This is a genomic window from Chania multitudinisentens RB-25, from assembly GCF_000520015.2.
In the GTDB taxonomy this organism is placed as follows: Bacteria; Pseudomonadota; Gammaproteobacteria; order Enterobacterales; family Enterobacteriaceae; genus Chania; species Chania multitudinisentens.
The window spans coordinates 2,389,986-2,402,873 of the sequence record NZ_CP007044.2; the positions used below are offsets into that span (position 1 = coordinate 2,389,986).

The following is a 12,888-nucleotide window of genomic DNA, read 5'->3' on the forward strand; positions in this document are numbered from 1 at the left end:
ACAGGAAGGGTACTTAGGTATGCAGAAAGAAAAGCTTTCCGCTCTGATGGATGGAGAAGCGTTTGACAATGAGCTACTGAGTTCATTGTGCGAAGATAAAGCGCTTCAACAAAACTGGCAGAGCTATCACCTGATCCGTGACACATTGCGCGGTGACATTGGGCCTGTAATGCATCTCGATATTGCAGATCGTGTTGCAGCGGCACTGGAGAAAGAGCCTGTTCGTCTGATCCCTTCGGCAATTCCCGAGTCTCAGCCGCAGCCTCATACCTGGGGAAAAATGCCTTTCTGGAACAAAGTGCGTCCTTGGGCCAGTCAAATCACGCAAGTGGGCGTGGCCGCTTGCGTCTCTTTGGCGGTGATTGTAGGAGTTCAGCACTATAATCAGCCAAACGTACAGCCTGGTGTTTCTGAAACGCCAGTATTCAACACGTTGCCGATTATGGGGCAAGCTTCACCCGTCAGCTTAGGTGTTCCGGTTGACAGTTTCTCTACCGGTAGCGGCCAACAGCAACAGGTGCAGGAACAACGTAAACGTATTAATGCCATGCTGCAAGATTATGAATTGCAACGCCGTTTGCATTCTGATCAGCTGCAATTTGAGCAAAGCACACCTCAACAGGCTGCAATTCAAGTGCCTGGAACCCAGACTTTGGGTGTGCAGCAGCAGTAATGAAGCCAATCTGGTTCTCCGTTTGTTTACTGGCGGGCAACCTGCTCTATTCAAACATCGCCTCGGCGCAGTCTGTGCCCGGGGCGATGTTGCAGCAAATGAGCAGTGCCAGCCGTTCACTCAATTATGAACTCGCCTATATCAGCATCAATAAGCAAGGGGTAGAATCGTTACGCTATCGTCATGCGGTAATCGATAAACAACCGTTGGGGCAATTGCTGCATATGGATGGCCCGCGCCGTGAAGTGCTGCAACGTGGTGGTGGGATCAGCTATTTTGAACCAGGCTTGGAACCGTTCACCCTATCTGGTGAACATATCGTTGATGCGTTACCCTCCGTTGTTTACGCTGATTTTAATTACCTGGCGAAATATTACGATTTTATTTCCGTTGGGCGTACCCGCATTTCCGATCGTCCGTGTGAAGTGTTCCGCGTTGTGGCCCGCGATGGATCCCGTTACGGTTATGTGATCTGGCTGGATATGGATACCAAGCTGCCATTACGGGTGGATCTGCTCGATCGCGATGGGGAAGTACTGGAACAGTATCGGGTGATCTCATTTGAGGTGGGGCAGCAGGTGCAAAACATCATGCAAGGTTTACTCGCAACTGATTTGCCACCATTGCTATCATTGCCCGTGGCTGAAAATGTTCAACTGAGCTGGAGTACGGGTTGGTTGCCTGCTGGGGTGAATGAAGTAGCCCGCAATCGCCGTAAATTACCGAATGTGGCTGAGCCAGTAGAATCGCGCCTTTATAGCGATGGCCTGTTCAGTTTCTCGGTGAATGTCAGCCCATCAAGCAGTAATACTGGCCAACAGTTTTATCGCCAGGGTCGTCGCACTATTCAGACTGAAATTCGTAATGGCAATGAAATTACCGTGGTGGGTGAATTACCTCCTTCAACGGCTAAACGAATTGCTGATAGCGTTTCTTTCAAGGTATCGCAATAATGATGAAAGAATGGGCCACCGTGGTTTCATGGCAGCAGGGTGTAGCATTGCTGCGTTGTGAACCTAAAGCGGGCTGTAGCGGTTGTACGACGCGTTCCGGCTGTGGTGCACGAGCATTGAATGAACTGGGGCCAGAAAGTGAGCACCATTTGCAGGTGCAGATCGAACAACCGCTTGAGCCAGGGCAGCGTGTTGAAATTGGTATTGCAGAGGGCAGCTTGCTGCGCTCTGCCATGCTGGTGTATATGACCCCCTTGTTCGGCGTTATGTTTGGTGGCGGCTTGCTGCAATGGTGGCTGGGCAGTGATGCAGCTGCGCTGCTTGGTGCCGTTGTTGGTGGAGGGGCCGCTTTTTTGTTGGCTCGGTTGTGGGCATCACAGATTGGTGAACAGGTTGATTATCAACCTGTGGTATTGCAAATCGGCTTGCCTCCTGGTGCTCTGCGTTTGCAAACAGGAAATGAAACACCTGCCTAGCATGGTTACCGTATCTCACCACTGAGCTTTATCAGCTGAGATATGGGGCCGCTCATCGCTTTCTTCAGCGCGATAATTTATGAGCAACGCTTTCCCTGGCTTTGCTATAGGTGTTTGTGTTGCGCTGCTAACAGAATCAGCATCGGTTTTTGCCATTTCCTCTAGGGCTGCCACGGTTGTTATTTATTAACATCCGCTTTCATCACTGGCGATGTTCTGCAACACTAAAGTGTACAGAATAGAGCGCCTTCACTGCACCGATTACTAGGTTTTCAGTGTTGCGGCATGTAGAATGCTGCGATTCAGGCGAAAGACGGCCGAACCCATTCACTGTCGCTTTATGTCCAGGCGGGTTTCCATAGGCGAGTAATTCAGAAATACCAAGGCAGAAAAACTTTTATAATGAAGCATATACGAAATTTCTCCATTATTGCTCACATTGACCACGGTAAGTCGACGCTGTCTGACCGTATTATTCAAATTTGCGGCGGTCTGACTGAGCGTGAAATGGCCGCACAGGTTCTGGATTCAATGGATTTGGAACGTGAGCGTGGTATTACTATCAAAGCGCAGAGTGTGACGCTTGATTATACCGCGCCTGATGGTCAGACCTATCAGCTTAACTTTATCGATACTCCAGGGCACGTTGACTTCTCTTACGAAGTTTCCCGTTCACTGGCTGCCTGTGAAGGTGCCTTATTGGTGGTGGACGCCGGGCAGGGTGTTGAAGCCCAGACGCTGGCCAACTGTTATACCGCACTGGATATGGATCTGGAAGTTGTTCCCGTGTTGAACAAAATCGATCTACCCGCAGCCGATCCCGATCGTGCGGCGCAGGAAATCGAAGATATTGTAGGTATTGATGCCACTGATGCTGTGCGCTGCTCGGCAAAAACCGGTGTGGGTGTGCCAGATGTTCTTGAACGCCTGGTGCGGGATATCCCGCCACCGGAAGGTGATTCGGATGCGCCATTGCAGGCACTGATCATCGACTCCTGGTTTGATAACTATCTGGGCGTGGTTTCCCTGATTCGTGTTAAAAACGGTACGCTGCGTAAAGGGGACAAAATTAAGGTCATGAGTACCGGCCAGACCTATAATGCGGATCGGCTGGGTATTTTCACTCCGAAGCGTGTTGAACGCGAGGTGTTGAATTGCGGTGAGGTGGGTTGGTTGGTCTGTGCCATCAAAGATATTCTCGGTGCTCCGGTGGGGGATACCCTGACTCTCGCCCGCCAGCCAGCGGAGAAAATGCTGCCCGGTTTCAAGAAAGTGAAGCCACAGGTTTATGCTGGCCTATTTCCGATCAGTTCCGACGATTATGAAGCTTTCCGTGATGCGCTGGGTAAACTGAGCCTGAACGATGCTTCGCTGTTCTATGAGCCAGAAAGTTCCACTGCGTTAGGTTTTGGTTTCCGTTGTGGTTTCCTTGGTTTGCTGCACATGGAAATCATCCAGGAGCGCCTGGAGCGTGAATACGATCTGGAGCTGATCACCACGGCGCCAACGGTGGTGTATGAAGTGGAAACCACCAGTAAAGAAACTATTTACGTTGACAGCCCATCCAAGTTGCCGCCGCTGAATAATATTACCGAACTGCGTGAACCGATCGCTGAATGTCATATGCTGATGCCGCAGGAATATCTCGGTAACGTCATTACGTTGTGTATCGAAAAACGCGGCGTGCAGACCAACATGGTTTACCACGGTAACCAGGTGGCGTTGACCTATGAAATCCCGATGGCGGAAGTGGTGCTCGACTTTTTCGATCGCTTGAAATCCACTTCACGTGGTTACGCCTCTCTCGATTATAATTTCAAACGTTTCCAAACTTCAGATATGGTGCGGGTCGATGTGTTGATCAACAACGAACGTGTGGATGCACTGGCGTTGATCACCCATCGCGACAATGCGCAATACCGTGGCCGTGAATTGGTGGAAAAGATGAAAGAGCTGATCCCACGCCAGCAATTCGACATTGCGATCCAGGCTGCGATTGGCACTCATATTATTGCGCGTTCCACGGTAAAACAGCTGCGTAAAAACGTGCTGGCGAAATGCTACGGCGGTGACGTGAGCCGTAAGAAAAAGCTGTTGCAGAAACAGAAAGACGGTAAGAAACGCATGAAGCAGGTGGGTAACGTTGAATTGCCACAGGAGGCATTCTTGGCCATTCTGCACGTTGGCAAAGACAGCAAGTAAGAGCGAAAGCTTGTTTAACTAGGGAGTTTGCATGGCGAATATGTTTGCCCTGATCTTGGCAATTGCAACGCTGGTGACTGGGATCATCTGGTGCTTTGAGCGCTTTAAATGGGCACCTGCACGCCGGGCGAAAATCGCGGCGATCAATGCACAGACTGAAGGTGCGGTTGACGAAAAATTGCTGGCGAACGTGGCGAAACAACCGGGTTGGGTTGAGACGGGTTCTTCTGTTTTCCCGGTATTGTTATTGGTTTTTGTGGTGCGTTCGTTTATTTACGAACCTTTCCAAATTCCTTCAGGCTCCATGATGCCAACCTTGCTGATTGGTGATTTTATTCTGGTGAATAAATTTGCTTACGGCATTAAAGATCCTATTACCCAAACCACGTTAATTGCAACCGGCCAGCCAAAACGTGGTGATATTGCGGTCTTTAAATACCCGCGTGATCCGAAGCTGGATTATATCAAACGTGTTATTGGTTTGCCGGGCGATCGTGTGACCTACGATCCGGTGGATAAACGCGTCACGATACAGCCATCTTGTGATAATAGTCAGCCATGTGATAGCGCCTTGGCGGTGACCTACAGCGATGCGCAACCAAGCGATTTTGTGCAAATGTTCAGCCGCAGTAGTATGGGGGAAGCCAGCAACGGCTTTTTCTCGATTCCACTCAATGAAAATGTGCCACAAGGGGGGATTCGCCTGAGTGAGCGCAAGGAAACGCTGGGCGATGTCACACACCGCATTCTGACTGTACCGGTTACACAAGATCAGGTTGGTGCCTATTACCAGCAGCCAGGTAAACAATTGGCGGAATGGATTGTTCCTGCGGGCCATTATTTCATGATGGGTGACAACCGTGATAACAGTGCCGACAGCCGCTATTGGGGGTTCGTGCCAGAGAGGAATCTGGTGGGGCAAGCTACGGCTATCTGGATGAGTTTTGAAAAGCAGGAAGGTGAATGGCCAACGGGGGTAAGATTGAACCGTATTGGTGGCATTCATTAAGCGCTGGCTGCGCGCGTTTTACACCAGATACTTATCTCTATAAGTATCTGGTGGCTCGCTCATTTGCCACTCAAGAATTTTCTGGCCTCAATTGAGGATATATAAACACAGCATTATATTTTCACTCGTTGTAGAATACTTTTCCGAACGATAAAGGTTGGTTCTTAGCTGAGAGCCACTGCAAACGAAACAGTTTTGTTTTTACCCAATAGATTTCAGGTTGCGGCTTAGGGTTGCAAATACGGTGTTCCCAGAAGCTTAGATCGCTGAGTGACTGAGGTGAAGGTGTCAAGCCAACAGCGTTGAGAAATGAAGGGTATGGCTTCCGGCGAAACAGGCCTGTTCCGTATGTTGTTAAGTTTTTTTGACGCATTCTTGATCTATTGGTAACTCATGAATCCCATCGTAATAAACAGGCTGCAGCGGAAGCTGGGCTATACTTTTCACCAACAGGAGCTTTTACTGCAAGCGTTAACTCACCGTAGCGCCAGCAGTAAACATAATGAACGTCTTGAGTTTCTGGGTGATTCTATTCTTAGTTTTGTCATCGCCAATGCACTTTATCACCGTTTTCCACGCGTAGATGAAGGCGATATGAGCCGCATGCGTGCCACCCTGGTACGGGGAAATACCTTGGCAGAGATGGCGCGTGAATTCGATTTAGGCGAATGTTTGCGCCTGGGGCCGGGTGAGCTGAAAAGTGGTGGATTCCGCCGCGAATCAATTCTGGCGGATACGGTGGAGGCACTCATTGGTGGCGTGTTTCTGGATAGCGATATTCAGACCGTTGAGCGCCTGATTTTGGACTGGTATCGCAGCCGGTTGGATGAAATCAGCCCCGGTGATAAGCAGAAAGATCCGAAAACCCGCTTACAGGAGTTTTTACAGGGTCGCCATTTGCCGTTGCCTTCTTATCTGGTGGTGCAGGTTCGTGGTGAGGCGCACGATCAGGAATTTACCATCCACTGCATGGTGAGTGGTTTGAGCGAACCCGTAGTGGGTACCGGTTCAAGCCGCCGCAAAGCTGAGCAGGCAGCAGCGGAACAAGCAATGAAAAAGCTGGAGCTTGAATGAGCGAAGAAAAACAATATTGCGGTTTTATCGCGATTGTTGGTCGCCCCAACGTGGGGAAATCCACGTTGCTGAATCAACTGTTGGGTCAAAAAGTTTCTATCACCTCGCGTAAACCGCAAACGACCCGCCACCGCATTATGGGGATTCATACTGAAGGAGCCTATCAGGCTATTTATGTGGACACCCCCGGGCTGCATATTGAAGAAAAACGCGCCATCAACCGTTTAATGAACCGTGCGGCCAGCAGTTCTATTGGTGATGTAGAACTGGTGATCTTTGTTGTTGAAGGCACTAACTGGACCGCTGATGACGAGATGGTGGTCAATAAACTGCGTAGCCTGAGATGTCCGGTACTGCTGGCGATCAACAAGGTTGACAACGTTACCGACAAATCCAAGTTATTGCCGCATATCGCTTTCCTTAGCCAGCAGATGAATTTCCTTGATGTTGTGCCTATCTCCGCTGAAAAGGGCATGAATGTGGATACCATCGCCAGCATTGCGCGTAAACTGTTGCCGGAAGCGGAACACCACTTCCCAGAAGACTATATTACCGATCGTTCGCAGCGTTTTATGGCATCGGAAATTATTCGTGAAAAACTGATGCGTTTCCTCGGTGAAGAACTGCCCTATTCGGTGACGGTGGAGATTGAACAGTTTGTTGCCAACGATCGCGGGGGTTACGATGTTCACGGCCTGATTCTGGTGGAGCGTGAAGGCCAGAAGAAAATGGTGATCGGTAATAAAGGGGCGAAGATTAAAACCATTGGCATTGAAGCACGCCAGGATATGGAACAGATGTTTGAAACTAAAGTGCATTTGGAACTGTGGGTGAAAGTGAAATCCGGCTGGGCAGACGACGAACGTGCGTTGCGCAGCTTGGGCTATGTTGACGACCTGAAGTAATATATCTGATGGATGGCTGGGAGCGCGCTTTCGTCTTGCATGGTCGGCCGTACAGTGAAACCAGCCTGATGCTGGATCTGTTCACGGAAGGCCATGGGCGGGTGCGCTTGCTGGCAAAAGGCGCGCGTAGCCGCCGTTCCAACTTAAAAGGGTGTCTGCAACCTTTTACCCCGCTGTTGGTACGCTGGGGCGGGCGTGGCGAAGTCAAAACCCTGCGTAACGCCGAAGCCGTCTCTCTCGGTTTACCTCTGAATGGCATGATGCTGTATAGCGGCCTGTACGTGAATGAATTGCTGTCGCGCGTCTTGGAGCAGGAAGGCAATTATTCGGTACTTTTTTTTGATTATCTACAATGCCTACAAGCCTTGGCAGCAGAAGACAGTTCACCGGAACATGCCCTGCGCCAGTTCGAACTGGCTCTGTTAAGCCACCTTGGCTACGGCCTGGATTTTCTGCATTGTGCCGGCAGCGGTGAGCCAGTTGATGATGGCATGACCTATCGTTACCGTGAGGAAAAAGGCTTCATTGCCAGTTTGGTGGTGGATCATTACAGTTTTACTGGCCGTGAATTGCGCGCCTTGGCTGAACGGCAGTTCCCTGATATTCCCACCTTGAGAGCGGCCAAACGCTTTACCCGTATGGCCCTGAAGCCCTACCTTGGCGGCAAACCGTTGAAGAGCCGGGAACTGTTCCGGCAGTTTGTGCGCAAACAACCCAATACTCCCATTGACGAAGCTTAGCGCCCATCTCAATAGATTCTTAGTCTCTTTCTGCTTTTGCCTGTTTCCTCAGGCGTGTAAACTGCTGCTACTGAAAATCGTTCTTTAGAGGGTTGTCATGGCTGATTTGTTGCTGGGCGTTAATATCGATCATATCGCCACATTACGTAACGCACGCGGAACCAACTATCCCGATCCGGTGCAAGCGGCATTCATCGCCGAGCAGGCGGGTGCTGACGGTATTACTGTTCATTTACGCGAAGATCGCCGCCACATTACCGATCGTGACGTGCGTATTCTACGCCAGACAATTCAGACGCGCATGAACCTGGAAATGGCGGTGACTGACGAAATGCTTGATATCGCCATTGAGTTGAAACCGCATTTTTGCTGCCTGGTGCCAGAAAAACGCCAGGAAGTGACCACCGAAGGTGGGCTGGACGTGGCAGGGCAACTGGACAAAATGACTGTGGCGGTTGAGCGCTTGGCTCAGGCAGGGATTTTGGTCTCGTTGTTCATTGATGCCGATCATCGCCAGATCGATGCTGCCGTTGCCGTGGGTGCGCCGTATATCGAAATTCATACGGGTGCTTATGCTGAAGCGGAAGGTGAGCTGGCCGTTCGAACTGAACTGAAGCGGATCGCTGCGGCAGCAACCTATGCCGCAGGTAAAGGGCTGAAAGTGAATGCGGGTCATGGCCTGACTTACCATAATGTTCAACCGATTGCTGCACTGCCGGAAATGCACGAACTGAATATCGGCCATGCGATCGTCGGCCAAGCGGTAATGAGTGGTTTGCCAGCCGCCGTCGCCGATATGAAATTGCTGATGCGTGAAGCGCGTCGCTGATGGCGATTCTTGGCTTAGGCACCGATATCGTTGAGATAGCACGCATTGACGCAGTGGTTGAACGCCGCGGTGAGCGCTTGGCGCGCCGTGTGTTGAGCCAGGGCGAATGGGAAGTGTATCAGCAGCATCAGCAGCCGGTACGCTTCCTTGCCAAACGTTTTGCGGTGAAAGAGGCTGCCGCCAAAGCTTTTGGCACAGGAATTCGCAACGGGTTAGCGTTCAATCAGTTCGAGGTGTTTAGCGATGGCCTGGGTAAACCCAATATCCGCCTGCATGGCCATGCGGCTGAACTGGCGCAAAAGATGGGGGTTGTTTCGATCCATGTTTCTCTGGCAGATGAACGTCGTTATGCCTGTGCGACCGTGATTCTAGAGGGATAATGAGCCGGGGCTGCGGCCATCAGGGTTACAAAAGGTCGGTATGGTGCAGCACCACAAATTTTTCCCACAGTTGTTCCTGATTTTCAACGTGCTGCGGATCGATCACGATGGTATTGTCGATCGGGCAAACCTGTTGGCAAGTTGGTGTATCGTAGTGCCCAACACACTCGGTGCAGCGGTTAACGTCGATCTGGTAAATGTCATTGCCCATTGAAATCGCCTGATTGGGGCATTCTGGCTCGCACATATCACAGTTAATGCAGCGTTTGGTAATCAAGAGAGCCATTGTAATAATTTACCTTTCTATCTTGTAATTCAATCAGTTAAATGTTGTAAGGTTGGTTAGGTTGTGCATTTATCCAACTATAAACTTCACAGAACTGCCCACCGAAAAAGAATTTTAACGCCGCGCACTGTACCACAGAACCCCAGACATAAAAATCAGTGTATAAACCTCTCTTTCGGCATGTTGATCCCATGCGCCGATACTTTTTCGACTCTATTTCCAGAACGTGATTTTTCTCTTCAGTTAGGAAAAGACAGAATCCTCCTGGCTATTCAGAAGATGTTTTTACTTAGAGATATTACGAGTAATAAAGAGATAATCATCAGGAGTTCTTCTTGATTTCTTAATAGTGTAATGTTTTTTAAATAGACTAATTTTAGTCGTTGGTGTTTCTTTTTCTTGTATTTAATAAGAAAATCACTAAGTAGAAATAGGTGTTGAGTATTTTTAATTGATTGTTTTTCAGGTTAAATATTCGTGATAACATTAAAGATATTGATAACTGCGCATTATTCAAATAGGGGGATCACAGCAGCACTTTGGCACAGGATCAAGAGCAAGACCCTACAGTATTTTTCAAGTTGATTCATTTTTAACCTCTGCTGTTTTAAAGCGGTTATTCCGTTCTCTTTTGGCGGAAACGATATCAATAGTCATGTAAGACAATCACTAGGATAAATGGAGATTTAACATGGTATCCCGTAGACGATTTCTTTTAGGTTGTGGTGCGCTGGGTGCTGGAAGCATCGCCGGTTTTCAGCCTGCCCCGGCACATGCCACTTTATCGGCTCTCAATACGCTGAAATATAAAATTCACGTTCCTGAAATTTTCCAAACGGTAAAACGGCCTCCTGCTTACACGCCGGTTATTGTAATTGGTTCGGGGTTCGGTGGGGCTGTTTCGGCTTTGCGTTTTTCGCAGGCCGGTGAGAAAGTGACCGTTTTGGAAAGAGGCTTCAAATGGCCAACTGGGCCGTTTCGTACCACGTTTAGCAACGACACGTTGCCTGATGGAAGGGCATTCTGGCACCGGAATAGCGCCAAAATGATTGCTGGCAACACGGCTTATTTTGATAAGTTTGCTGGCGTGATGGATGTCACTGAATATCCCAATATGACGGTATGGCGCGGCGCGGCGGTTGGCGGTGGTTCAGTTATCTTTACCGGTGTCATGATTCAACCGGAACGCCAATATTTTGATGCAATCTTTGGTGGCGGTGTCAGTTACGACGAAATGGATAAAAAATATTATCCTCTGGTGCGCAAAATGCTGAACCTTAATTCCATGCCACTGGATATTTATAACAGCTCACCATTTGGTCATTCACGCATTTGGGATCAGCAATCAAGAAAAGCGGGTTATACCACGGCACCGATTGACTCGATCTTTAACTGGGATGTCGTAAGAGCTGAACTTACAGGGCGCAGCTTACCTTCAGCCATCTCCGGTGCCAGTAACCACGGCAACAGTAATGGGGCCAAGTACGACTTAAACCAGAACTACCTACGGCAGGCGGAAGCAACGGGGTTAACGACGGTTTATCCAGGGCATGAAGTCTCTGATATTTCATGGGATGGCCATCGGTATTTAATCAGTGTTACCCAATCTTCTCCTGAGGGTAAGCAACTGAACCGTTATGAGCTTTCTTGCGACCGCCTCGTTTTAGCCGCAGGTTCGATTGGTACCACGGAATTACTGGTCAAGGCGCAGGCCAAAGGCACGTTGCCTAACTTGAACGAAGAGATAGGCCAAGGCTGGGGCAGTAACGGGGATACTATCGTGACGCGCAGTTTCTCTGCGATCAAAGGGCTACAACAGGGTTCTCCAAGTGCTTCACGTATACATGACAGAAATGCTGGGCTACCGGTGACCTTGGAGAACTGGTATGTGCCGGGTGTCCCAGTCAATCTGGGCATTATCGGATCGCTGGGTATGGCATTTGATGAAACAAATCGCGGGGATTTTGTTTACGACAAAGCCAGAGGCAAAGTTAATCTGCGCTGGGCTGCCAATGGTAATGCCGATATTGTGGAAGCTGCTCGCTATGTGAATAACCGGATTTGTGATGCCAATGGGGTTATTCCGGGTGTGCCTATCTTTAAAGAAGATGTTGCTGGTTTGAATTGGACAGCTCATCCTCTAGGCGGCGCCGTGCTGGATAAAGCGCTGGATAATGAAGGGCGAGTTATCGGTTATAACGGGCTGTACGTTATGGATGGTGCCGCTATTCCTGGTTCAACGGGCTCTGTTAACCCGGCTCTGACTATTACCGCGCTAGCGGAGCGCAATATAGAACGGATTATTGCTGCCGGGGGATGATGAAGTTACCCCTCTGAAAGGATTGGCTGCGTAATATGGCGCGGCCTTTCATGCTCATTTCCTCCTACCTTTTCCTCGCCTTACAGCAGTTTTTTCACCAGTTGTTCGCTGTGGCGGATGCGATCGCGGGCATGATCGAGATCATGCTGGATCAAGGCCATAAACAAGAGATCGGTCAGGGCAAATTGCGCCGTACTAGAAGAGATGGCGGCGCTGCGCGTATTGGGCTCTTCGGCGATGGTATACAGGCAATGATCGGCGCGTTGTTGTAAACCATTAGGGGTAAAACTGGTTAAAGCCAGCACGGGGGCTCCGGCAATACGGGCTTCTTCTGCCGCCAGATTGATTTCGCGCCGTTCCCCGCTGAACGAAATCGCTAGCAGCAGATCTTCTTTGCATAAAGCCTGTGCTGTTGCCAATTGAACATGAATATCCGTTTCGGCCACGGCCATCACGCCAATTTTTAACAGTTTGAATGAAAGATCTTTCGCCACTAATCCAGAAGCGCCTAACCCAACCAAAACCACTCGCCGTGCTGCCCGGAGCATATCCAGTGCGGTGTGCAGCCGTTGTTCACTGTTGATATCCAAGGTTGCGCGCAGGGCTGCCTGTTTTTCCGCCAATAATTTTTCACCCACGGTTTTCAGCGAATCGCTACTGAGGATGTGATTATGGACGGTAACGACCGGCTCGGCCTGTGGTTGGGCCAGCGTTTCGCTCAAGGCCAGTTTCAAGGCCGGAAAACCCTTATAGCCCATTTTTTGGGCGAATTTGACGACGCTAGACTGGCTGACGCCGGCTAATTGGGCTAATTTCTGTGAGCTGAGATGGCGCGCTTGTTCAGCATTGTGCAAGAGAAAGTCCGCCAGTTTGCGGTCGTTTTGAGCCAGTGTCGGGTACATCTGGCGAATGCGAAGAAGGGTACTCATTAGGTTGTATCCCGTAATGGGGCGTGGTGCCATTGCTAACTAAAAACCTGCAATTTTTGCTGATTCTTTGCGGGCTGCCCGGCATTTTGCCACGTTGATGGCGAAATTCTTA

General features: G+C 49.8%; 13 protein-coding genes. 11 read left to right on the top strand and 2 right to left on the bottom strand.

The window, feature by feature from the left end; translation table 11 throughout:
• Positions 1-19 precede the first annotated feature (19 nt).
• The 10 genes from rseA (at position 20) to acpS (ending at position 9,241) form a co-directional block, all read left to right on the top strand.
• Positions 20-673: an anti-sigma-E factor RseA gene (rseA, locus tag Z042_RS10530; RefSeq protein WP_024913197.1), complete on the top strand. Its 654-nt coding sequence runs from the start codon at positions 20-22 to the stop codon at positions 671-673.
• Complete coding sequence (rseB, locus tag Z042_RS10535) at positions 673-1,626, top strand: sigma-E factor regulatory protein RseB (protein WP_024913196.1); 954 nt, start codon at positions 673-675, stop codon at positions 1,624-1,626. The genes rseA and rseB overlap by 1 nt, the downstream gene beginning before the upstream one ends.
• Positions 1,626-2,102: a SoxR-reducing system protein RseC gene (rseC, locus tag Z042_RS10540; RefSeq protein WP_024913195.1), complete on the top strand. Its 477-nt coding sequence runs from the start codon at positions 1,626-1,628 to the stop codon at positions 2,100-2,102. Before rseB ends, rseC begins: the two co-directional genes overlap by 1 nt.
• Positions 2,103-2,504: 402 nt before the next feature.
• Positions 2,505-4,304: a translation elongation factor 4 gene (gene lepA, locus Z042_RS10545; protein ID WP_024913194.1), complete on the top strand. Its 1,800-nt coding sequence runs from the start codon at positions 2,505-2,507 to the stop codon at positions 4,302-4,304.
• Between the two features lie 31 nt (positions 4,305-4,335).
• On the top strand, positions 4,336-5,313 hold the full coding sequence (lepB, locus tag Z042_RS10550; RefSeq protein ID WP_024913193.1) for a signal peptidase I: 978 nt from the start codon (positions 4,336-4,338) through the stop codon (positions 5,311-5,313).
• A gap of 393 nt (positions 5,314-5,706) precedes the next feature.
• Positions 5,707-6,387 (top strand): ribonuclease III, encoded by a 681-nt coding sequence (rnc, locus tag Z042_RS10555; protein WP_024913192.1) that lies wholly within the window; start codon positions 5,707-5,709, stop codon positions 6,385-6,387.
• Positions 6,384-7,292 (top strand): GTPase Era, encoded by a 909-nt coding sequence (gene era / locus Z042_RS10560; protein WP_024913191.1) that lies wholly within the window; start codon positions 6,384-6,386, stop codon positions 7,290-7,292. Before rnc ends, era begins: the two co-directional genes overlap by 4 nt.
• Before the next feature lie 8 nt (positions 7,293-7,300).
• Positions 7,301-8,032, top strand: a complete 732-nt coding sequence (recO, locus tag Z042_RS10565) for a DNA repair protein RecO (protein ID WP_024913190.1) — start codon at positions 7,301-7,303, stop codon at positions 8,030-8,032.
• Positions 8,033-8,129: 97 nt separating this feature from the next.
• The gene (gene pdxJ / locus Z042_RS10570; protein ID WP_024913189.1) at positions 8,130-8,861 is read left to right on the top strand and encodes a pyridoxine 5'-phosphate synthase; all 732 of its coding nucleotides are present in this window, start codon (positions 8,130-8,132) and stop codon (positions 8,859-8,861) included.
• Positions 8,861-9,241: a holo-ACP synthase gene (gene acpS / locus Z042_RS10575; RefSeq protein ID WP_024913188.1), complete on the top strand. Its 381-nt coding sequence runs from the start codon at positions 8,861-8,863 to the stop codon at positions 9,239-9,241. The genes pdxJ and acpS overlap by 1 nt, the downstream gene beginning before the upstream one ends.
• Positions 9,242-9,266: 25 nt before the next feature.
• Here acpS and Z042_RS10580 read toward each other — a convergent pair whose 3' ends face one another.
• Complete coding sequence (locus tag Z042_RS10580; protein ID WP_024913187.1) at positions 9,267-9,527, bottom strand: YfhL family 4Fe-4S dicluster ferredoxin; 261 nt, start codon at positions 9,525-9,527, stop codon at positions 9,267-9,269.
• 691 nt (positions 9,528-10,218) lie between these two features.
• Between Z042_RS10580 and Z042_RS10585 the strand changes: the two genes are divergently transcribed.
• Positions 10,219-11,847 (top strand): GMC oxidoreductase, encoded by a 1,629-nt coding sequence (locus Z042_RS10585; RefSeq protein ID WP_024913186.1) that lies wholly within the window; start codon positions 10,219-10,221, stop codon positions 11,845-11,847.
• Between the two features lie 80 nt (positions 11,848-11,927).
• On the opposite strand, the gene Z042_RS10590 is transcribed toward Z042_RS10585, so the two are convergent.
• Positions 11,928-12,776: a MurR/RpiR family transcriptional regulator gene (locus tag Z042_RS10590; protein ID WP_024913185.1), complete on the bottom strand. Its 849-nt coding sequence runs from the start codon at positions 12,774-12,776 to the stop codon at positions 11,928-11,930.
• Positions 12,777-12,888: the final 112 nt, after the last annotated feature.